Origin of the sequence: Pseudoalteromonas sp. Z1A2 (genome assembly GCF_011378755.1) — a bacterium.
GTDB lineage: Bacteria > Pseudomonadota > Gammaproteobacteria > Enterobacterales > Alteromonadaceae > Pseudoalteromonas > Pseudoalteromonas distincta.
Genome location: NZ_WTKX01000024.1, coordinates 24,148 through 46,072 on the forward strand (window position 1 = coordinate 24,148; position 21,925 = coordinate 46,072).

General features: G+C 39.0%; 17 protein-coding genes. 8 read left to right on the forward strand and 9 right to left on the reverse strand.

Annotated elements, in window-relative coordinates:
- Window positions 1-6: 6 nt before the first annotated feature.
- The 4 genes from betB to GQR47_RS15635 all read right to left on the reverse strand — a co-directional run bounded on the left by betB (window position 7) and on the right by GQR47_RS15635 (window position 3,019).
- A complete protein-coding gene (gene betB, locus GQR47_RS15620; RefSeq protein WP_165724038.1) occupies window positions 7-1,470 on the reverse strand; it encodes a betaine-aldehyde dehydrogenase in 1,464 nt (487 codons plus the stop codon).
- A gap of 1 nt (window position 1,471) precedes the next feature.
- Window positions 1,472-2,047 (reverse strand): transcriptional regulator BetI, encoded by a 576-nt coding sequence (gene betI, locus GQR47_RS15625; RefSeq protein WP_024603276.1) that lies wholly within the window; start codon window positions 2,045-2,047, stop codon window positions 1,472-1,474.
- A gap of 409 nt (window positions 2,048-2,456) precedes the next feature.
- Window positions 2,457-2,762, reverse strand: coding sequence for a hypothetical protein (locus tag GQR47_RS15630; protein ID WP_002958617.1), 306 nt, complete (start codon window positions 2,760-2,762; stop codon window positions 2,457-2,459).
- Window positions 2,762-3,019 carry a DUF3081 domain-containing protein gene (locus GQR47_RS15635; RefSeq protein WP_008169639.1) on the reverse strand — a complete coding sequence of 86 codons (258 nt, stop codon included), beginning with the start codon at window positions 3,017-3,019 and terminating at the stop codon, window positions 2,762-2,764. The genes GQR47_RS15630 and GQR47_RS15635 overlap by 1 nt, the downstream gene beginning before the upstream one ends.
- Window positions 3,020-3,165: 146 nt before the next feature.
- Between GQR47_RS15635 and GQR47_RS15640 the strand changes: the two genes are divergently transcribed.
- Window positions 3,166-4,446, forward strand: a complete 1,281-nt coding sequence (locus GQR47_RS15640; RefSeq protein WP_002958615.1) for a flavohemoglobin expression-modulating QEGLA motif protein — start codon at window positions 3,166-3,168, stop codon at window positions 4,444-4,446.
- Window positions 4,447-4,526: 80 nt separating this feature from the next.
- Here GQR47_RS15640 and GQR47_RS15645 read toward each other — a convergent pair whose 3' ends face one another.
- The 4 genes from GQR47_RS15645 to GQR47_RS15660 are packed head-to-tail and all read right to left on the reverse strand — an operon-like array spanning window position 4,527 to window position 9,130.
- On the reverse strand, window positions 4,527-5,330 hold the full coding sequence (locus tag GQR47_RS15645) for a DUF1338 domain-containing protein (protein ID WP_165724039.1): 804 nt from the start codon (window positions 5,328-5,330) through the stop codon (window positions 4,527-4,529).
- 35 nt (window positions 5,331-5,365) lie between these two features.
- Window positions 5,366-6,832 carry a succinylglutamate-semialdehyde dehydrogenase gene (astD, locus tag GQR47_RS15650; protein ID WP_165724040.1) on the reverse strand — a complete coding sequence of 489 codons (1,467 nt, stop codon included), beginning with the start codon at window positions 6,830-6,832 and terminating at the stop codon, window positions 5,366-5,368.
- Window positions 6,833-6,839: 7 nt separating this feature from the next.
- Window positions 6,840-7,874, reverse strand: a complete 1,035-nt coding sequence (astA, locus tag GQR47_RS15655; protein WP_010553006.1) for an arginine N-succinyltransferase — start codon at window positions 7,872-7,874, stop codon at window positions 6,840-6,842.
- A gap of 50 nt (window positions 7,875-7,924) precedes the next feature.
- Window positions 7,925-9,130 (reverse strand): aspartate aminotransferase family protein, encoded by a 1,206-nt coding sequence (locus tag GQR47_RS15660; protein ID WP_165724041.1) that lies wholly within the window; start codon window positions 9,128-9,130, stop codon window positions 7,925-7,927.
- A gap of 194 nt (window positions 9,131-9,324) precedes the next feature.
- On the opposite strand from GQR47_RS15660, the gene GQR47_RS15665 reads away from it, so the two are divergent.
- Window positions 9,325-9,753: an Lrp/AsnC family transcriptional regulator gene (locus tag GQR47_RS15665; protein ID WP_002958609.1), complete on the forward strand. Its 429-nt coding sequence runs from the start codon at window positions 9,325-9,327 to the stop codon at window positions 9,751-9,753.
- Between the two features lie 518 nt (window positions 9,754-10,271).
- Entirely contained in the window at window positions 10,272-11,438 is a 1,167-nt protein-coding gene (locus GQR47_RS15670) for a cellulose-binding family II protein (RefSeq protein WP_165724042.1), read from the forward strand.
- Window positions 11,439-11,497: 59 nt separating this feature from the next.
- On the opposite strand, the gene GQR47_RS15675 is transcribed toward GQR47_RS15670, so the two are convergent.
- Entirely contained in the window at window positions 11,498-12,430 is a 933-nt protein-coding gene (locus tag GQR47_RS15675) for a hypothetical protein (protein ID WP_024595451.1), read from the reverse strand.
- Between the two features lie 386 nt (window positions 12,431-12,816).
- On the opposite strand from GQR47_RS15675, the gene GQR47_RS15680 reads away from it, so the two are divergent.
- Genes GQR47_RS15680 through GQR47_RS15700 form a run of 5 tightly spaced genes read left to right on the forward strand, consistent with a single transcriptional unit; the run spans window position 12,817 to window position 21,917 of the window.
- Window positions 12,817-13,119, forward strand: a complete 303-nt coding sequence (locus tag GQR47_RS15680) for an isoamylase early set domain-containing protein (RefSeq protein ID WP_024595450.1) — start codon at window positions 12,817-12,819, stop codon at window positions 13,117-13,119.
- A gap of 9 nt (window positions 13,120-13,128) precedes the next feature.
- The gene (gene malQ, locus GQR47_RS15685; RefSeq protein WP_165724043.1) at window positions 13,129-15,123 is read left to right on the forward strand and encodes a 4-alpha-glucanotransferase; all 1,995 of its coding nucleotides are present in this window, start codon (window positions 13,129-13,131) and stop codon (window positions 15,121-15,123) included.
- Entirely contained in the window at window positions 15,124-17,331 is a 2,208-nt protein-coding gene (gene glgB, locus GQR47_RS15690; RefSeq protein ID WP_165724045.1) for a 1,4-alpha-glucan branching protein GlgB, read from the forward strand.
- On the forward strand, window positions 17,324-19,387 hold the full coding sequence (gene glgX, locus GQR47_RS15695; RefSeq protein WP_165724047.1) for a glycogen debranching protein GlgX: 2,064 nt from the start codon (window positions 17,324-17,326) through the stop codon (window positions 19,385-19,387). Before glgB ends, glgX begins: the two co-directional genes overlap by 8 nt.
- On the forward strand, window positions 19,380-21,917 hold the full coding sequence (locus GQR47_RS15700; RefSeq protein ID WP_165724048.1) for a glycogen/starch/alpha-glucan phosphorylase: 2,538 nt from the start codon (window positions 19,380-19,382) through the stop codon (window positions 21,915-21,917). The genes glgX and GQR47_RS15700 overlap by 8 nt, the downstream gene beginning before the upstream one ends.
- The last annotated feature ends 8 nt before the right edge of the window (window positions 21,918-21,925 follow it).

The following is a 21,925-nucleotide window of genomic DNA, read 5'->3' on the forward strand; positions in this document are numbered from 1 at the left end:
GGCGCCTTAAAATGGGCTTTCTATGTCGGCCATACCAACATAAATAGACTTAGTTTGCGTGTATTGATCAAGCGTTTGTATACCATTTTCACGGCCAATACCCGATTGCTTGTAACCGCCAACTGGCATTTCAGCCGGTGAGTTACCGTATGCATTAATCCAACAAATACCGGCTTGTAACTTATGAATTACGCGGTGAGCACGTTTAATATCACTCGTAAATACGCCAGCAGCTAAGCCTAGGTGTGTACCGTTAGCGCGTGCAATCACATCGCCTTCATCGTCAAAAACAAGCACGCTCATTACTGGACCAAATATTTCTTCTTTAACAATAGTCATATCGTCATTACAATCAATAAACACAGTTGGTGCTACAAAGTATCCATTAGGTGCAGATTCAGGTGAAAGCGTTGTACCACCGGTTAGTAGTGTTGCGCCTTCTTCAATACCTTTATTAACGTAGCTCATTACTAGTTCTTGATGCTTTTTAGAGATAAGTGCGCCAAAGTTAGTATTTAAATCTTGTGGGTCGCCAGCAATAATGTTTTTCTCAGTGCGCGCTTTAAGCTCATCAATAAACTGCTGATATACATTTTTGTGAACGTAAATACGTGTACAGTTAGTACAAATTTCGCCTTGCGTATAAAAGTTACCTAACATAGCAGCGCTAACCGCTTGCTCTATGTTGGCATCATCAAATACTAATAGTGGAGATTTACCACCAAGTTCCATCGTGACATCTTTTAACGTACCGGCAGCACTCGCTACTACTTTTTTACCTGTGCCTACTTCACCCGTAAACGATACTTTATCAATATCGCTATGCTGCGTTAGCCACTGGCCTACATCGCCCGCGCCTTGAACAACATTAAACACACCTGCAGGTACGCCAGCTTCAACAAATACTTCTGCAAGTTTAATTGCGCCAAGTGGTGTTTCTTCAGATGGTTTGAATATAAATGCATTCCCAGCAGCAAGAGCAGGGCCTGACTTCCAACATGCAATTTGTAGTGGGTAGTTCCATGCACCAATACCCGCACAAATACCTAATGGCTCTTTGCGTGTGTAGTAAAAGTCATCACCAACCATTTGTTGTTGGCCTACCTGTGCTGGCGCAAGACCTGCAAAGTATTCAATTACATCAGCGCCAGTTTCAATATCAACACAATTTGCTTCTTGCATTGGTTTACCGGTGTCGAGTACTTCTACAAGTGCTAGTTCATCGTTACGCTCGCGTAAAATAGCCACTGCTTTTAATAAAATGCGGCTACGTTCAATGGGTGTCATTGCTGACCACTGAGCAAAACCTTGCTTTGCACTCTCAATGGCTGCGTTTTGAATAAATTCGTCGGCAATTTCTACTGCGTAAATAACCTCGCCCGTTGCTGGGTTTGTTACATCAAATGTTTTGCCGTTCTGGTTTGCAAGAAAATGGCCGTTAATAAAATTTTGATAGACAGGTGTAGTCACGCTAGGCTCCATATTGCTTGATAAGTGAAAGTACATAGCTTTTTGCTAACTTTTCACAGTGTTTAAACTGATTATTGTCTGATTTACTCAGTACTGCTCTTAACCATAGGCCATCGATCATTGCGGCGCTAAGTTCTGCAGCTTGATTTGCTTGCTCAATAGGCATTAATTGTTTAAAAGAAAATGCTAAATTACTTTGCAAGCGTTTACTGTTTACATTTTGTAGTCGGTGTAATTCTTCATCATGCATCGATTGCGCCCAAAAACTTAACCACGTTCGGGTTGTATCATTACGCTGTTGTACAAGCGCAAAGTTGGCTTCGATAATAAACATTAAACGTTCAGTCGCATTTGTTTGATGATTTACTTTGCCTATCAAGTCTTGTTTTAAGCTTGTTAGTAAGTATCGAACAGTGGCTTCAATCAACCCCTGCTTACCACCAAAATAATGACTAATAATACCCGACGATAAACCTGCATTTTTACTAATGCTGTTTATAGTCGTTCCTTGTAATCCATTCGTCGCAACAGATTCTATAGTTGCGTCAATTAGCTGCTGACGCCTGACAGGTTCCATTCCAACTTTAGGCATAATTTTTATTAATTGAACGTTCAATAAAGATAAGCTTAAGGTAATAGCTCTAACAATTCAAGGTTGAGGTAAATATCTAGATGCCAAAATGTAGATTAATCATTAATAAAAGAGCAATTAATAGGACAAAGAAGATGTGGTTTTTATTTATTTAATTTTATTTAAAACAGTAGCTTGAGAATTTAATTTTTAAATTTAATAATAGTAATGATTTGTTTACAGCAATAAATGAATAAAATGTCAAAAAACCATTAGAACAATAATAGTTAGAGTACTAATAGTATTATTTTGATACAAAAGAACACTAAACCTGCAATTGCTTAGTGCTCTAATAAATTTATATGGAGAGTAAACTTTGTGGTTTTATCGCTTTAAAGCGCTTGGTATTGAAAGGTTAGGCATTATTAATAACGCCTTTAAAAAGTAGGGGGTAACGTCTTAGTCTATTGCCAATGTAGTCATCAGCTAAAATTTGCTGGCAAATGAAATCAATATCTTTGCTTGCTTCAAATACCCAATCAAAGCGCTCTATAGCCAGTAAAAAACCACGCTTTAAATGAGTTTGAGAACGGTACTGTTCTAGGTTGTCTTGAATAATAGAGACTTTACTTGGATTAGCTTTAAGCTCTTCTACTACTTGATTAATAAAAGTAGTATTGAGCTTACTGGTCGGGCGGTGTCTGAGTTTTCGTGGGTGCATTAGCTCTCGTTTGCAATGTTATATAATTTTTTCAAAAAGTCGTCTTTATGCTTTTCATGCTCGTAGTCAAGGTGGTAAGTATTATGAAAACCAAAGCGCAGTTCTACGCCGCTACCTTGTAGATATACGGTGTAACCGTCTACGTCTGAATATGCAGTAACTCCCTGATAATGTTTGCCTTCATCAGTCATTTCACCTTTTTGAATTATGCGTTCATATACGGCTAAAATCTGTTTATTGTCGAGTTCGTTTTTCATGTTTTATACCTTTTATTAAAAAGCTAATACGATATAGATATGAGGGTCGATCATCTTAAAAACAATAGCTAAAAAAATGTGATATTGCTTTGTAATTTGGCCTTTTTAAATTATGCTCAAAATTCATTTATTGTTGAGCTTACACCATGATAGACAAGGCGTTACTACTAAAAACTCGTGAGTTATCGGATCAATTAATTGCATTGCAAACGCCTATTAGGATACTCGATGCTATTAATTGGGATAAACAAACTAAAGAGGAGTTTTTTAGACAAAAATGTCAAAAAAATCCACTGATCGATCGTGCATACTATCAACAGCGCGATCTTGGTTTTGTACCTAGCGAGTTACGCCAAGCGTTTTCTACTTTGCACCGTAACATTATTAACCAATTGGGTCAGTTAAATCCCATAGCTCAATACATGGGAAAAATGTGCACAGAGTATAAAACAGTATTAAGCATGCTTGAGTATCGTGGCACACCAGAGTTTCATGACTTATCGGTGGAGTTATTTGGTCACCCTAAAGATTTATTTCATGCCGGTGAGCCCTCACTTTCTGAGCTAGCTAATATGCTAGATAAACCGCTGCAAAATTTACTTATAGCCGACATACTGCCTGACGACCCTAAAAATATTGATGCTGTTGATGCAGTGCGTATTCTGTCTGAGCAAGTAACCGCTAGTATGGCAGGCATAAACGTTGAGGTAATGCTTAGCGATGGTATTGTTAGTGATGCAGCCGCAGGTGCTAATAATATAAAGCTTAATCAAGATGTTAAGTTTTCTCAGCGCGAACTTGATATTTTAGAAGTTCACGAAGGGTGGATACACGTCGGTACCACTCAAAATGGTTTAGCTCAGCCTTATTTAACGTGTTTGAGTAAAGGCACGCCAAGCTCCACTATTACCCAAGAAGGCTTAGCGGTCCTTACCGAAATTATTACTTTAAAATCAACTCCAAGGCGTTTATCTAAATTAGTGAATCGTATTCAAGCCGTTACAAAGGTAATAGATGGCGCCGAGTTTGTAGACATTTACCGTGATTACGTAGCGCAAGGTTTATCAAAAGATGACAGCTACACACTTGCGCAGCGTGTATTTAGAGGCAGTACGCCAACAGGTTTGCCTTTTACAAAAGATATTGCTTACATTAAAGGCTTTGTACTGGTTTATAACTTAATACGCGTTGCAATACAGCTTGGTCGAATAGATAGACTTCCTTTATTACTGGTAGGTAAAATATCGATAGATGATTTTAGATTAATATCGCAGCTTCATGATTTAGGTGTAATAGAGAGTCCACAATTTGTACCACCACACTTTAAAGATTTACGCGGTTTGGCAACTTGGTTGAGCTTCGGTCGTTTTATTGGCGACTTGTCGTTTGAAAAGTTAGAAAACGATTATAAACCGCTATTTTTATAATTAATCAATATAACTTATCGACACATCGACATAAAAAAAGCCCATAACGGGCTTTTTAAAATAAGGTACTTTAGGTTTTGCTATCGAGCGTTCGTGCTTTCAAATATTTTGTCAGCTGAGGCTGCAACAAAACCAGTATAAAGCTCGCCGTCTGCTTTAGGGTAACGAATAGCAAACTCATAAAAGCAGCTAGGAATGCTCATATCACCGTCACTAAAGGTAACTGAGTATTCATCAGCAAGTGTTGACGATTGCTCTAGTAACACCTCTGGTGAGCCTTTAACTTCACCGCCTGACGTATTAAGCGAAAAGCCGGCGTCTTTTAGGGCTTGGTTAACATCATGAATGTTATCAAACTTAGCAAGCGTATTAATATTTACGGTAAAGTGATTGGCACGGTAACCCCACGCCGACATCCACGCTGCATATTCGCTTTCAGCTAGCAGTTGTTTGTAAGTATCGGTGCTTACTTGCCAATGCGTGCCTGAATATAAAAAGTTGTCTGCTGTAACTGCACTTTCGTCAATTTGACTTACCATATCTGTCACGATGGCTTGTAACTCTGGCGAGCATTTTTCTACTAATAGTTCAGAGATAAATACTTTTGGCTGATTAGGATCGCTATGCTCATAGTGTTTTGCGTAAAGTTTTTTAGCTTCAAAGTGGTACTCACCACATTCTTTGTAACCAATTGCTAAAAAGTGAGCGGCGAGCTTTTCAAGACCCACTTTTTCTATATTAAATGTACGCAGCGCAATATGATCGTTAATGATGTCATCTTTTTGCGTTGACCCTAAAAGGTCATGAATTTTATCTGCCGATGGAGTTACGTTTAAATAGTTTTCCCAAAGGTTCTCAAATAATGTGTTTACATCAGTATGCATGTTAAGTCCTTAAATCTAAAATTTGGTTTTATTGCTTATTCAATTACTAAGCCCGGCGCTAGGGTTTGCGGTAAGCTCACTTTGTCTGACTCCACAGATGCGACAGGGTATGCGCAATAATCGGCGGCATAGTATGCACTTGCTCTGTGATTACCACTGGCGCCAATACCGCCAAATGGAGCTGCACTAGAGGCACCTGTAATGGGGCGGTTCCAGTTAACAATACCGGCACGAATGCGCTTTAAAAAGTGAGTGTAGTCATCTTCACTGTCGCTAAGTAAACCTGCAGATAAACCAAAGCTTGTGTTGTTGGCTTCAATAATTGCGCTGTCAAAGTCGGTATAACGATACACTTTAATTAGCGGTCCAAAATGCTCTTCATCTGGCATGTCGGTAATGCTTGTTACATCAATAATGCCCGGGCTTACAAAACCTGTGCCTGGTTTTAATTGCTTAAGTTCAACAAGGATTTGTGCACCTTTTGAGACTAATTCACTTTGCGCAGCAACCATACCCAGTGCTGCTTTTTCGCTTATCATTGCACTCATAAAAGGCTGCTCTGTAGCAAAGCTGTCGTCTACAACTATGTTTTTAGTTGCGCTTATTAGCTTTTCTAAAATAGCATCGCCATTGAGCGACTTTTCAATAAATAAGCGACGTGCACACGTACAGCGCTGACCTGAGGTAATAAAGCCTGATTGAATAACATCGTGCACAGCAGCGCTTACATCACTCACATCTTTTACAATCAGTGGATTATTACCGCCCATTTCAAGCGCTAAAATCTTACCGGGGTGTCCAGCAAACTGTTTATGTAGTAAGTGACCTGTGTTTGAGCTACCGGTAAAAAACAAGCCATCTATATCTTTATGAGAGGCAAGTGCTTTACCTGTTTCAATTTCACCTTGCACAAGGTTAATAACACCCGCTGGTAAGCCCGCTTTTAGCCAAAGTGAGAGGGTAAATTCTGCCACGTGCGGAGTAAGCTCTGATGGCTTAAATACCACTGTGTTGCCAGCTAGAATTGCAGGAACAATATGTCCGTTTGGTAAATGCCCCGGAAAGTTATACGGGCCAAAAATAGCCACAACGCCATGCGGTTTGTGTCTAATAAACGCTTTAGCACCGGGCATTGGGTTTTCGGTTGTACCGGTACGCTCATGGTAGGCTTTTACAGATATAGCTACTTTACCTGTCATTGCGCCTACTTCGGTGCGGGTTTCCCATAATGGCTTTCCTGTTTCGCGTGCAATTATGGTCGCAAATTCTTCGCTGTGTTCTTTTAATTGTGCTGCGAAGCTTTCAAGAATGACTATACGCTCTTCAAGTGGTTTGTCTGCCCATTGTAATTGCGCAGCTCTGGCTGCTTTTATAGCCGAATCTACTTGATCAGCGTTTGCGCCATTACCTTGCCATACCACATCGCCATTACTTGGATTGATTGACTCAAATACTGGGCCAAGGCCTGTATGCCACTGGTTATTAATTAGGTGTGTATTCATAAATTATTTACAGGCGGAAAAATCGCGCTGCGTCTCCTTGGCTTAAATTAAGCGCCTTAGCCACATCTTGGCTAATGACGAGAGTATGTTTTGCATGATTGTAGTGTGCGTCTTTGGTAAATGTTGCTCTAAAGCCACTTACGCCTTGATTACATACAGCCAGCGTATCTGAGCTATTTTGTGATATGTGATCAAGCTCACCAATAGTAATAGGGCAAACTTGAGAGTCACGAATGCTGCGAATATTACCAAGCTTTGCTTCAACCGTTGGGCCTGCGTCAAATAAGTCAACGTAGCCTCTGTGCTCAAAACCTTCTTTTTCTAATAATTTTAGCGCAGGTTTTGTTTTTTCATGCACATGGCCAATAACAGCTTGGGCTTTTTTGCTAAGCAAGTTCACATAAATAGGGTACTTAGGCATTAACTCGCTAATAAATACCTTATCGCCTAAGCCCACTAAGTGATCCGCTTGTGGAAATTCGATACTAAAAAAGTGCTCTTGCAGCCATTGCCAAAAAGGAGAATGACCGTCTTCGTCGCTAACACCGCGCATTTCTGCGATAACAGTATCGGCAAAACGCTCGCTGTGCTGAGCCATAAACAAAAAGCGTGAACGAGATAAAAATCGACCCGTTAGGCCTTTACGGCTATTTTCGCGCAAAAATAATGTACATATTTCTGAGCAACCAGTGTAGTCGTTACACATGCTTAAAATATCAACGGTGTTATATACATTTAAAGTAGGCGAGTGGTGTACTGTTTTACCCAAATGATAATGATATAAAGGCACCGATAAACCTACTGCGGCTTCTATAGCGGTTGTGCCAATAACGTCACCTGTTTCACTGTCTTCTAAAACAAATAAATAGCTTTCATCAAGTGGCTGGTTAATGTTTTTGGCAAAGCTTTTTTCAGCACGTTCAATTTTTTCTTTAAGCTGTGCATCGTCCACAGGCAAAGAGGTAAACCCATGACCGGATTCAATCGCTATTTGTTTAAGCGCGTCAAAATCATTGGCAGTAATAGGACGTAATACTTGCATTTATTGCTTGCTCCAATAGCACGCCTGTAGGCGTGCTAATTTAAACTATATTAACCGTTTACTACGTCGCTAACGGCTTTTTCAAAGCGCGCTAAGCCTTCTTTAATATCTTCAAACGGAATAATTAAAGACGGTGTAAAACGAATTACATTCATACCCGCTACAAGATTCATCAAACCATTATTAGCACTGGCTACTAAAAAGTCGCGTGCGCGACCTTCAAATTTGTCATTTAGTACTGCGCCAATTAATAAGCCTTTACCACGTACTTCGCTAAATACGTTGTATTTTTCGTTAATTGCGTTTAATCCGTCACGGAATAATTGCTCGCGCTCTTTAACACCGTTTAGTACGTCTGGTGTATTTACTGTATCAAATGCCGCTTCGGCCACAGCACAAGCAAGTGCGTTTCCGCCATAAGTAGAACCGTGAGTACCAATTTTTAAATGCTCAGCAATAGGTGTACGAGTGATCATAGCGCCAATAGGAAAACCACCACCCAATGCTTTTGCCGTTGTTAAAATGTCAGGAACAACCCCTAAACCTTCATAAGCGTATAAATCGCCTGTGCGACCAACACCCGTTTGTACTTCATCAAAAATAAGTAACGCGTTATGTTTAGTACAAAGTTCGCGTACTTTTTTAGCAAATTCATCTGTTGGTGAAATAATACCGCCTTCACCTTGTAATGGTTCCATCATAACAGCACATGTTTTATCGCTGATCAGCGCTTCAAATGCCGCTATATCGTTAAAATCACAATGTACTATGTCCGCAGGTTTTGGACCAAAGCCATCTGAATAAGCCGCTTGCCCGCCCACAGTTACTGTAAAGAATGTACGACCATGGAAACCTTTATTAAATGCAATAATTTGCGTTTTTTCAGCGCCATATACGTCCAATGCATAACGACGCGCTAGCTTGAGGGCTGCTTCGTTTGCTTCTGCACCTGAGTTTGCAAAGTAAACTTTATCAGCAAATGTTGCTTCAACCATTTTTTGAGCTAAACGAAGTGCTGGCTCATTGGTCATAACATTTGATAAATGCCAAATTTTTTCGCCTTGCTCTTTTAATGCTTTAACTAATGCAGGATGACAGTGACCCAAACAGTTAACGGCAATACCACCGGCAAAATCAATGAACTCATTGTTATTTTGATCCCAAACGCGTGAACCTTCACCACGAACTGGGATAATTGCTGATGGGTTATAGTTTGGTACCATTACGTCGTTAAATAAGTCTCTTGTTACTTGCATTTTTACACCTAAATTTAATGGGCTTAGATAAAAGATTAGTTGCTAACTCAAAGAAGAATATAGCCTTTATTCTTCAGCAAACACGTTATTATTTCTTATAGAGGTCATTATCGAAGGTTAGCTGTTAAAATTGCAGTGCTATTTTGTGAAAAATGATTAAAATAAAAGTCAAAATAACGAAGAAAATAACCATTATGATAACTCCACAAGATGAAAAGCTACTTTCTGTACTAAAAACAAATGCAAGAGCGAGTATTTCTGATCTTGCGCGAATGCTTGACTTGTCTCGTTCAACAGTACAGAGCCGAATGCTCAAATTAGAAGAAACCGGTGTGATTAAAGGTTACAGCGTTGATTACGGTGACGACTACCTTAGTAAAATGGTATCAGCTCATGTGTCTATAAAAGTAAGACAAAAATTAACAACTAAAACAAACATTGAGCTTAAGCAAATTGATGCTATTTCACAGCTCTATGCCATAAGTGGTGAGTTTGATTTAATTGCAGTGGTCCAAGCTCAAAATTTAGAACAGCTTAGTCATTTGTTGGACGATATAGGAAATCTTGATGGGGTGGAGCGAACAACATCTTCTGTAATTTTAGAAACTAAATTTAAGCGCTAGGGTTGGGTAGTTCCTTTGTTTTTAGTCGTTAAGTGAACACTCGGTATACTTTAGGTCAATAATAAAAAGGCTAGGGTCTGTTGAACCTTCAAGGTTAAATTAACAGCCCCCAAAAGATTCTTCCTAGGCGCTATTTTCTCTTGGTTGCCTACATAGATGCAGGGGAGGGGGCGTGAGCAGGGCGCGGAAGCTTTGCTCGGTTTTTATTTATTCTTACATGGATGTAAGCAATTAGAATAACGCAGGAGCAGTTATCGAGCACACTAGCTTATAAATCTTGCGCCGCAATTAAATAGCACCTAGTTTGAACAAATTTTTATCCACAAAGATAAACAGACCCTAGATATAAATGCATTAATTTAAATATTTAAGCCTGCTTTTTATAAGTTAATAGCAATAAATCATAGATTTAAATATTGAAGCTATTGATAAGGTACAAAATTTTGTAAAGAAAATTAATACTTTTTTATATGCATGACTATACTTGTTTTAATTTGTACATTATTTAGCAATGGATTATGCCCGCATATCTTTTCACTCTTTTGTTAGGTTTAACTGGGCCTCTCCAGTTTGGGACAAACTTACCCACCACAGCTCCTAATAATGCAGTCAACCAAGTCGAGTGTATTTTATTTGAAATGGGAGCGCCTTTTCAGCTACAAACCTTGCCATGGTTACGTGCACGTCGAGAAGTAAAGTTAGAGCGCTTAGATGGATATTTCACAACCCATTTAATGCCTGAAATGAAAGCTTATGGACGTATATCATCCCCCATTTTTTTAGAAAGCTGGTACTGGTTCACTCACCCAGAGAGCATTAATAAACCAAAAAATAAAATGCGTTATGGTGCAGTAAGAGGAAGTTATCAAGCAAATTGGTTTAAAACTCAGAATATTATTGCTGAGGTAGAAGTAAATTCATTAGAAGAAATAGTAAATGTAATGCACCATAAACGGATTGATAGAATCCTACTTGATTTAGACGATTTTGAATTAGCAGCCTCTAAGCTAGGGATCAATAAAGACGAGTACCAAAAAGAATTTTTTAGATATGTACCTTTGGGATTATTTGCTTCGCATTCACTTATCAAACGCCTTCCTGAATTTATGCAGCAGTTCGATGAAAATATAAATACTTGTGCGCAAGCTCCATTTTCACTATCAAAAAGTGAAGAAACGCAAATACTTGATAGGCTCTACAGTAGCGCTAAAACCTTATTAAACTTACCTAGTTTAGTCGAAGAAGTTCAAATAAGTAATGAGTCTCCTTTGAGTGAGCCTGAAATTATGAAACGAGACCAGCTATGGATAAAAGAAAGTAAACACGTTGGGCATGCTGATGCGTTAACTATGCTTGATTTACCGTTATCTAAGGTATTTAAAAAATGGCAATCGCAGTTTAAAGGTGTTGTTACTGAGCTTATATTGACTGATAGCCAAGGAAAAAATATAGCAATAAGTAAGTTAACCAGTGATTACTGGCAAGGAGATGAGAATAAGTTTACTAAAATATTTAAACAGTCAAAGGACTATAACTTTGATAGCGTTACATATGATGCATCAACACATCATTTTCAAGTACAGCTAAGTTTTCCTGTTTTAGATAATAATAGCCATATTGGAGTGTTGATTTTAGGTGTTGATGTAGAAAAAGCACTCCATTCGTCAAACGAAAAGAGTAACTAACTCGATACCTTTTACATAAGTTAGCTAAGCTTTGGAACTTTTGCTTAGCTAACATTATATTATGGATGTATTTTTTCTGAGGTCGGCTTTTTTCTTATAATTTCTTTTTTGGCTTCATCAAGCTTTATAAAATAAGCATTACCGCCAATACCTTTAAACTCTTCATCTGTAAATACAATAGTATTGTCATCAAAAAAAGTGACAGCTTCTTTTTGAGTTACTATTCCTAAGTCAATTTTTGATACATCGCCAGAAAAAAACTTATCACCCTCAAAATTTTCGAATAACCAAATACTGGTTGAATCAAGTAATATCAGCTTTTTACGATCAGGGCTTAAAGCAGCCGATGTTATCCAGCATAGCTTTTCTAAAGTGGTACATGTTTTAAATGAATCTATTAACTCGGCTTTAAAATTAGCAGCATGATCGCCCACTTTATAAACCTTAGTAATACCATCAAATGGCTCTGTGCGGTTTTTAGTAAATAAATATAAGTGACGTCCTAGAGCTACAAATGCCTCTAAATCAAAATTACGGTTATTGGGCTTTATAGGACTGCCATCCATTTCGGGGTAGGTAAACTTAATTATTTCTGCTTGAGTCGTATCTGTTTTTATATCTATCGGGTTTTCTATTTTATAAATAGTGAGCCATCTACGATCGTTTTTGTTGTTACCAAAATCGCCTAAAAAGAAGTGCCCAAATTTGTTTTGGGTCATGTCTTCCCAATCAATGTTTTTAGCGTTTTCAACTAAAATTTCTTTAGCAATAGAACCGTCTTTATTGAGTCTGTATAGCTTTGGTTCATTGCCTCCGTCGTTAATAGCCCATAAACGTTGTTGTTTATCAAATTCTATTCCTGATATTTCTTTTAATTTAGGATCAACTGAGATTTCTTTTTTACTGTATAGGGTATAAATTGAGGTACCAATAAATGCAGCTACAACTAAAAAAATGATGGTGGTAGTTATTAAAATGGTTTTTTTCAACATGAAATTAATGATATTTCAGAGTATTAGAATGATGTGTATTATCCATGATGAAGTAATATAAAAAAAGTAATTTAGGATTTTAAATTTTCTTCGGATATTTGCAGCTATAAATATCTATATATTGAACTAATGAGGTTTTTAATAGTTTGTTGGTTTGAATATTGCTCTGTATGTTAAGTATCATTTAAAGCGTATTGTATATAAGGTTAATGCACCTTTTTGGTGTCATTGAAATATTATTTGCACTGTAATAAAGCGTAAATAAAGTTTTGTTTAACTAATAACACGTTTAATGATTTTTAGATGGTTACCACATCGCCTTTTTGTTTAGTTGTATGGCCTGTGGCAAAGATTAAGTACCCTTTTTGGTTTAGTTGGAGCCTGCTATGTTGAATAAACGTTTTTTTAAAACAAAAGATGAAGCTGAAGTTACTTTTGAATTTTCTCATCCAGAGGCAGAAGAAGTTTGCTTATTAGGTGAATTTAATGATTGGAAACCAGTGCCAATGAAGCTTTATAAAAAACAAGGTGTGTTTAAATTTAAGCAACGCTTACCTATCGATCAACAATTTCACTTTCGTTATCTGATTAATGGAGACATTTGGGATAACGACCATCAAGCTGACGGTTATATCGGCAATACATTTGGCACAGAAAACAGCATAGTAAATACTCAACGCACTAATTAAGGCGATTCAATGGATGCTCTTTCGCAGTTGTTTTACCTGCATGGTATTGGCTTTGAATTCACTAAGTATACAGGTGAACAGGTATTTTTTAGCGAAGAAACGCGTAAACGTGCTTTGCAATGTTGTGGTGTTGATACAAATAATAAAGCAGGAATAGCTCAACTAACTTATGATTTAGATGCATCGCTTTGGCTTGATTTAGTACCTTGTGTGAGTTTAGTTGAGCAAACTGCATGTTTGTTAAAGCTTCGTATAGATGAACGTCAGCAATATTTAGCCGCTAATATCGATGTCCCTTCACTTGGAATGCATTTAGCATTTGATAACCTTTATAACTTGGCTGTCACTGGTGAATATTACTTGCATGGCGTTCGCTATATTGAGCTGGCACTACCCATTGGTAATATGCCAATTGGCTATCATGACGCTAATGTTCAGGTAGGTGAGCAACACGCTATTACACAAATTTGGTGCGTGCCTGAGCAAGTCTATCAAGTGGGAGACACAAAGCGCACTGGATTATCTATTCAGCTTTACACATTAAAAAATAGAGCGAATTTTGGTATTGGCGACTTTGACGATTTATTAGCGCTTACAAAACTATGCAGCTCCCATAACATGGATTATATATTACTTAATCCACTGCATTTGTTATTTGCTGATATGCCAGAGCGAGCCAGTCCTTATAGCCCTAATAGTCGCGCTTTATTAAATCCTCTTTATATTTCTATCGTACTAAGCGAAGACGCAATAAATAACGAAAACCTTGACGCCATTATGCAGCTAGATGATGTCGCTGCACTTATTAAAAGTAATGATCAGTTTATAGATTATGAAAATGTAAGCCGTATAAAGTATACGTTATTTGAAGCGCTTTATAATCAGTTTGAATTAACGGCAAGTGATGAGCGTCGCCAAGCGTTTACTGATTTTTGTAATGCTCACTCTACTACGTTAAATACCCTCGAATCAGATAACCTAACATTTGCTTATTACCTGCAATGGCAAGCGCATATGCAACTTGCACTGTGTCAAAAAAGTTGCGCAGAGAGAGGCATGGCTATTGGCTTAATAAACGACTTAGCTGTTGGTTGTGCTGGCGATGGGGCTGAATTTAAAAACCAGCAATCGCTGTTTAGCCAAGGTGCAAGTGTAGGCGCTCCACCCGATCCATGGGCTGAAGCAGGTCAAAATTGGGGCCTCCCAGCCCTCAATCCCCAAAGCCTTAGTAATAATCACTACCAATTTTACCGCTCGCTCATTCGCGCAAACATGCAAAACGTAGGTGGGCTTCGAATTGACCACGTAATGGCTATTAGGCGCCTATGGTGGTGCTTTGAAAGCAATGGCGAACAAGACGGCTGTTATGTTTACTATCCGTTTGAGCATTTACTTGCCATTTTAAAAATTGAATCGCATATTAATCAGAGTATTGTTATTGGTGAAGATTTAGGCATCGTACCGCCAGAGGTTAGGGAAGCTTTGGCATCTAGCGGTATTTTTTCCAACAGCTTATTTTATTTTGAGAAACAACACAGTGGAGAGTTTTTATCGGTAGATGAGCTAGCAAAACATTGTTTGTTAATGATAGCCAATCACGATGTCCCTCCATTTACAGGCTGGTGGCAACATGATGATTTAGATATTAAGCAACAATATAAGCTTATAACTTGCAATGAATACGAGCAACTAAAGCAACAGCGAATAGAAGAGCAACAAAGGTTACTACGTTTTATTAATCACCATGGCAATACAACTGAGCTTTTATTACATAGTGAAGCTGTGACTGTTTATAGCGCACTTGCATTGTGTTTAGCAGGCTCTCAATCGCGTTTATTTGCAATACAAATAGATGACTTAGATGAGCAAAAGTATCCGGTTAATATCCCCGGGACAGATAAAGAATATCCTAATTGGCGACGTGTATTAACGCATACCAGTGAAGAAATTTTTACCAAAAATGCCTCACTTTTAGCTGCTATCGATTCAATAAGGAAAGGTTAAATGAGCAGTACAACTAATGAAAATAGTTACGATGCACAAGTACACGCATTAAATATAGGGCGATTTAAAGACCCATTTAGCTTCTTAGGGGCACATAAAACGGATGCTGAGGTTGAAATTCGTTTTTATCTACCTTGTGCAATAAGCGTAAGTGTTACATTAAATAATAAAAGTATTAAGGCGAAACGCTACCAGCAAAGTGACTTATTTATAGCCAAAGTTGATGCTTTGCCCACTGCGCCATATGAATGCATTGCTCAGTACACAGATAGCAGCGTTACCTTTTATGATGAATACAGTTTCCAAAGCACACTTGATGCAGAGGCAATGTATTTATTTAACGAAGGCAGTCTTGAACATGCTTACTCGCATTTTGGTGCACATTTTAGTACTCAACAAAACGTAGACGGTGTACGTTTTTGTGTATGGGCGCCTAATGCGGCAAGTGTCTCTATTATTGGTGAGTTTAACTTTTGGCAAGCGAATCGCCACTTTATGCGCTTTCATCCTGCAAGTGGTGTATGGGAGTTATTTGTACCAGGCCTTAAAGCTGACATGTGCTACAAATTTGCAATTACCGCGCAAAGTGGAGAGGTGCTCGAAAAAGCCGACCCTTATGCATTTAAAATGCAACAAGCACCTGGCACTGCAAGTGTACTGCAGTATAAACCAGAACCTATAAAGCTTGGCGAGCAGGCACTTCAAAACAGACAAAAGCGTAACCATATAGATGCACCAATTAGTATTTATGAAGTGCATTTAGGCTCATGGCAACGGGCTGAAAACAACCGCTATTTAAGTTACACAGAGCTTGCCGATAAACTCGTTAGCTACGCTCTTGAAATGAATTTTACTCACCTGCAACTTATGCCAATAAGTGAATACCCGTTTGATGGTTCGTGGGGGTATCAGCCTGTTGGATTATTTGCACCTACCAGCCGCTTTGGCGACTACAACAGCTTTAAATACTTTGTAGAGCAGTGCCACAAAGCTAATTTAGGTATTTTGCTTGATTGGGTACCAGGGCATTTTCCAAGCGATCCGCATGGCTTACATCGATTTGATGGCACCCATTTATATGAGCATGCTGATAAGCGCCAAGGGTTTCATCCTGATTGGAATACCTACATTTATAACTACGACCGTCCTGAAGTTAAAAGCTTTTTAATATCAAATGCTATGTATTGGCTACATCAATTTGGTTTAGATGGCCTGCGTGTAGATGCCGTAGCTTCTATGTTGTATTTAGATTACAGCCGAAAAGAAGGCGAGTGGGTTGCTAATTGTTACGGCGGGCGTGAAAACTTAGGTGCAATTGAGTGCCTAAAGCAAGTCAATATGCGCAGCTATAAAAACAACCCAGGCATTATGATGGTTGCTGAGGAGTCGACAGCATGGCCGGGTGTCACCCAAAGTGTTGAGCACAACGGTTTAGGCTTTGGTTATAAGTGGAACATGGGTTGGATGAACGATAGTTTGCATTACATGCAGCACGACCCTTTATATCGTCAGCATCATCATCATGAAATGACTTTTTCGATGGTATACGCGTTTAGCGAAAACTATATATTGCCATTAAGCCACGATGAGGTAGTACATGGTAAAGGCTCGTTAATTGAAAAAATGCCAGGCGATGATTGGCAAAAATTTGCAAATTTACGCGCTTATTACGCATTTATGTGGGCACACCCGGGTAAAAAACTCTTATTTATGGGCGGTGAAATTGCACAGCGAAAAGAGTGGGGGCACGATCATTCTATCGATTGGCATTTACTTGAGCACCAAAGCCACAGCGGTATAAAGCACACCGTAAAAGCGCTCAATACCGTTTATAAAACCCAACCCGCGTTGTATGAGCTAGATTCGAGCGCGGCTGGTTTTACCTGGATAGATAACAATAATAATCAGCAGAGCATTTTAAGCTTTGTTCGCTATGCTAAAAACGCAAAAAACTTTGTGGTTGTTATTGCTAATTTTACCCCCGCGTCCTATGAAAACTACGTTATTGGCGTACCGAGTAAAGGGCGTTACAAGGTCATTGTAAATACAGACGATACTCAGTTTTTTGGCTCTGGCGTTGAGGTAACTAGAGATTCTTCGCTGATAGTTCAGGCAATAAACGAATCAAATCATGGTTTTAAACACAGTATTTCAATTGCCATTGGTGGCTTAACTACTATTTATTTACAAAAGGTTGATGATGAGTAACCGATTTGATGTAGCACCCGGTAATGTAGAACCACTTGGCTCTAGTGTTATTGATAATGGGGTCAACTTTGCGCTTTATGCGCCTGGGGCGAGCCAAGCTTATGTATGCCTGTTTGATAAAAGTGGCCATTCAGAAATACTAAAAATGGCGATGAATATCAACGAAGGGGGTATTTGGAGTATTCATATTTCGCCATTAAACGCCGGTGCGCTTTATGGTTTTAGAGTTGAGGGTGAATATAACCCTAAAAATGGTCAACTGTTTAACGAAAATAAGCTGCTGATAGACCCATATGCAAAAGACTTGTTTGGTGAGTTTACTTGGAGTGAACGCCATTACGGGCAAATGCCCATCGGTACTAAAAGCACTGTAAATAATGCGATTGATATACCTAAATCAAAAGTAGCGGCTCCTACGTTGTATAGGCATAAAAAGCCTAACCACCGTTGGTCAAACACGGTTATTTATGAGTGTCATGTAAAAGGTACAACGTGTCGTCATCCTAAAATTCCCAAATCTCTACAAGGGAAGTTTTTAGGGTTAAGCCACCCAAGCTTTATTGAACACTTACAAAGCTTTGGTGTTACAGCCGTTGAGCTTTTGCCTGTTCATTCTTTTATTAGTGAGCAATTTTTAACAGGGAAAGGTTTGCAAAACTACTGGGGATACAACACGCTTAACTTTTTTACGCCCCATAAAGACTATTTGGTAAACGATGATATAAACGAGTTTAAGCAAATGGTTCAAGAGCTCCATGCTGCAGACATAGAAGTCATATTAGATGTTGTTTACAACCATACAGCTGAAGCAGGGGCGGATGGCCCTATACTATCGCTTAGAGGCTTTGATAACTTAGCCTATTACCGCACAGTAGAGGGGCAGCCTGACGTATATATAAACGATACCGGCTGTGGTAATACCATAAATATTGACCACCCTAAAACACTGCAACTTGTACTTGATAGCCTTCGTTATTGGGTTGAAGTAATGGGAGTTGATGGTTTTAGGTTTGATTTAGCGACCATTTTAGGCCGCTCAAAAGCAGGCTTTAGCTCCGCACATACTTTTTTACAAGTAGTTGCCCAAGACCCTGTGCTTAACAAAGTTAAGTTAATAAGTGAGCCTTGGGATATAGGCCCAGGTGGTTATCAGCTTGGTGCATTTCCGCCGCCATGGCGAGAATGGAACGATCAATATCGCGATGTAATTAGACGTTTTTGGCAAAGTGAAACAGGCATTATTGCAAGCGTTGCAAAACGTTTGCATGGATCGTTTGATATTTTTGAGCACAGCCAACGTGGGCCGCTCAATAGTATTAATTTTATAACGAGTCATGATGGTTTTACCCTTGCTGATTTAGTGAGTTATGAGCATAAACATAACGAAGCTAATGGCGAGCAAAATCGAGATGGGCACAGTGCAAATCATTCGTTTAACTGTGGGGTAGAAGGTTTTACCAGCGACTCTAAAATAAACGCACTGCGCTTACAGCAACAAAAGAACTTTTTACTTACTTTAATTCTCTCAAAAGGTGTTCCCATGATTGCTGCTGGTAGCGAAATGGCGCACTCGCAAGGGGGGAATAACAATGCTTATTGCCAAAATAATCGCACTAGTTGGCTTGCCTGGAAAGATTCTCAACTTAATCATTCGTTAACACGATTTATTGATGATGCATTAAAAATTAGACGTGCGCACAGTGCGTTTAAACACAGTGTATTTTTAGATGATATAGACGAGCGTTTTACCGTTAAGTGGTTTACCGAACAAGGTAAAACCATGACTGATGCTCACTGGCATGAAGATACCAGGCAGTTTTTAATGTATAGCTTACTTGATAAGCAAAACAATCATGCATTGCTGATTGTATTTAATGCCAGTGAAAAAACAATTTTTTGTCAAATGCCCCCATCGCCAATTAATGCGCCGTGGCAAATGATTCTATCAAGTGTACATAATGCATCTGTGAGCAGTAATGAAGATGCGATGGTTGAAATTTCAGCACAAAGTAGTTGGGTTTTTAGTGCCAATTTAGAGGATGTTAGTCATGGTTAAACAAAGTGATCAAGTGTGTGTAGTAAAGAGCTGGCAAGAAGGGCCCGTTATTGATGAAAGTACGCTTAAAGATGACTTAACACGGCATTTTTATTATACCCTCGGCCGAGATAAGGTGGGTGAATCGCAGCATTATTTGTATCACGCATTAGCGCTTACTATTCGCGACAGACTTGTGGCCCGCTGCAGAGAAACGAATCAACAAGTTAAGCAAGAGAAACGCCGCAAAACGGCTTACCTTTCTCTTGAGTTTTTGATGGGGCGTGCGCTAGGTAATGCTGTTTTAAATCTAGATTTAGATGAACAAGTAAGCTCAGCACTACAAGAGTACTGCACAACAATAGAAACAATTGAAGACGCCGAGCACGACGCTGGCCTAGGAAATGGTGGGCTAGGGCGCCTTGCAGCCTGCTTTTTAGATAGCTGTGCTAGTTTAGCGTTGCCTGTTATTGGCTATGGCCTACGATACGAATACGGCATGTTTAATCAATCGATTAAAGATGGTAACCAAATTGAGCAACCAGATAACTGGCTACGTGAAGGGCATCCATGGGAGCTAAGCGCACCAGAGCATGCAAAACATGTGAAGTTTGGTGGCTATGTGCAAAGTTACACAGATAAATTTGGCAGAGAGCACCGTCAATGGATGGGCTCACAAGATGTATTAGCTGTACCGTACGATGTCCCTGTCCCTGGGTATAAAAACAATATCGTAAATACACTTCGTCTGTGGAAATCAGAGGCAACAGATGAATTTAATTTAACCGAATTTAATGCGGGCAGTTATTCAGAAGCCGTCGCACAAAAAAATCTAGCCGAACAGATCACCATGGTGCTGTATCCAAATGACAGCAGCGAAAATGGTAAGGAGCTTAGGTTACGCCAACAATACTTTTTATCATCGGCGAGTATTCAAGACGTAGTAGACCAATGGGTTTCCCAACATGGCGAGAGCTTTAGTGACTTTGCTGATTTTCATGTTTTTCAGTTAAATGACACGCATCCAAGTATTGCTGTTGCGGAGCTAATGCGTATTTTAATTGATGATTACGAATTAAATTGGAACGACGCTTGGGAAATTACAACTAAAACAATGGCTTATACAAATCATACGCTACTTCCTGAAGCGCTTGAAAAATGGTCTGTTTCGTTGTTTTCAAAATTATTGCCACGCATTTTAGAAATAGTTTACGAGATAAATGCACGCTTTTTAGCACAAGTTGCACAGCAATGGCCGGGAGATGTTGAAAAGCAACGTGCATTGTCACTGATTGAAGAGGGTGATGAGCCGCAAATTCGTATGGCTTATTTAGCTATTGTAGGTAGTTACTCTGTAAATGGCGTAGCAGCACTTCATACTGAACTGTTAAAAGCGGGATTATTTAAAGAATTTTATGCACTGTGGCCAGATAAGTTTAATAACAAAACAAATGGTGTAACACCTCGTCGATGGCTTGCGCATTGTAATCCAGTATTAAGTGAATTAATTGGTGAAAAAATTGGCCATGATTGGGTTAAAAACTTTTCAAAAATTAGTGACCTACGTCGTTTTTATGACGACAAGGCATTTCATGAGCAGTGGCAAAATGCTAAACGTGAAAACAAACAACGTTTAGTTGATTTAGTTAAGGCGCGCTGCGATATCGATTTTGATGTATCAATGATGTTTGACGTACAAGTAAAACGTATCCACGAATACAAACGTCAGCTATTAAACATACTTCATGTGATTCATTTATATGACCGTATTCGCCGTGGGGATACCCAAGGGCTTGTTCCTCGTTGTGTTCTATTAGGTGGTAAAGCAGCGCCGGGTTATTACATGGCTAAAAAAATTATTAAGCTTATTAATAACGTGGCAGAGGTTATAAATAAAGACCCTCAAGCTGCGCCATATTTACGCGTCGCCTTTTTGCCTAATTACAACGTAACCGCAATGGAAGTTATTTGTCCTGCAACTGATCTCTCAGAGCAAGTATCTACCGCAGGCAAAGAAGCGTCTGGTACTGGCAACATGAAATTTATGATGAATGGTGCATTGACAATAGGCACGCTGGATGGCGCAAACATTGAAATTAGAGATGCTGTTGGTGCTGATAACTTCTTTTTGTTTGGCGCACAAGCGCACGAAATTGACGATATTAAATCACGTTATAATCCAGAGCATTTAATATCGCAAAATAGCGATTTAAAGAATGTGATGCAATTACTCGAGAGCGGGCATTTTAATTTATTTGAGCCATGCTTATTTGACGACATAACAAATGCAATTAAGAGCCCGCACGATCCATGGCTTGTTGCTCACGATTTTGAAAGTTATGTAGCAGCTCAAAAAGAAGTTGATAAAGCTTACGCAGATCAGACCTACTGGACACAAATGAGTATTTTAAATACAGCAGCCAGTGGTATGTTTTCAAGTGACAGAACCATAAGCCAATACAGTGAAGATATTTGGCATTTAGAACCCCTCAATATTAGTGAAACAGACTTAACGACAACTAAAAGCCATGCCACTAACAGCCTAGACTAAATGGAGAG

What these genes read in the sequence shown, in the direction of transcription:
- betI (WP_024603276.1), bottom strand. Translation starts at nt 2,047, where the DNA reads ATGGAACCTGTCAGGCGTCAGCAGCTAATTGACGCAACTATAGAATCT.
- GQR47_RS15680 (WP_024595450.1), top strand. Translation starts at nt 12,817, where the DNA reads ATGTTGAATAAACGTTTTTTTAAAACAAAAGATGAAGCTGAAGTTACT.
- glgB (WP_165724045.1), top strand. Translation starts at nt 15,124, where the DNA reads ATGAGCAGTACAACTAATGAAAATAGTTACGATGCACAAGTACACGCA.
- GQR47_RS15660 (WP_165724041.1), bottom strand. Translation starts at nt 9,130, where the DNA reads ATGCAAGTAACAAGAGACTTATTTAACGACGTAATGGTACCAAACTAT.
- astA (WP_010553006.1), bottom strand. Translation starts at nt 7,874, where the DNA reads ATGCAAGTATTACGTCCTATTACTGCCAATGATTTTGACGCGCTTAAA.
- GQR47_RS15640 (WP_002958615.1), top strand. Translation starts at nt 3,166, where the DNA reads ATGATAGACAAGGCGTTACTACTAAAAACTCGTGAGTTATCGGATCAA.
- GQR47_RS15670 (WP_165724042.1), top strand. Translation starts at nt 10,272, where the DNA reads ATGCCCGCATATCTTTTCACTCTTTTGTTAGGTTTAACTGGGCCTCTC.
- astD (WP_165724040.1), bottom strand. Translation starts at nt 6,832, where the DNA reads ATGAATACACACCTAATTAATAACCAGTGGCATACAGGCCTTGGCCCA.
- GQR47_RS15635 (WP_008169639.1), bottom strand. Translation starts at nt 3,019, where the DNA reads ATGAAAAACGAACTCGACAATAAACAGATTTTAGCCGTATATGAACGC.
- GQR47_RS15645 (WP_165724039.1), bottom strand. Translation starts at nt 5,330, where the DNA reads ATGCATACTGATGTAAACACATTATTTGAGAACCTTTGGGAAAACTAT.
- malQ (WP_165724043.1), top strand. Translation starts at nt 13,129, where the DNA reads ATGGATGCTCTTTCGCAGTTGTTTTACCTGCATGGTATTGGCTTTGAA.
- GQR47_RS15665 (WP_002958609.1), top strand. Translation starts at nt 9,325, where the DNA reads ATGATAACTCCACAAGATGAAAAGCTACTTTCTGTACTAAAAACAAAT.
- GQR47_RS15630 (WP_002958617.1), bottom strand. Translation starts at nt 2,762, where the DNA reads ATGCACCCACGAAAACTCAGACACCGCCCGACCAGTAAGCTCAATACT.
- GQR47_RS15700 (WP_165724048.1), top strand. Translation starts at nt 19,380, where the DNA reads ATGGTTAAACAAAGTGATCAAGTGTGTGTAGTAAAGAGCTGGCAAGAA.
- glgX (WP_165724047.1), top strand. Translation starts at nt 17,324, where the DNA reads ATGAGTAACCGATTTGATGTAGCACCCGGTAATGTAGAACCACTTGGC.
- GQR47_RS15675 (WP_024595451.1), bottom strand. Translation starts at nt 12,430, where the DNA reads ATGTTGAAAAAAACCATTTTAATAACTACCACCATCATTTTTTTAGTT.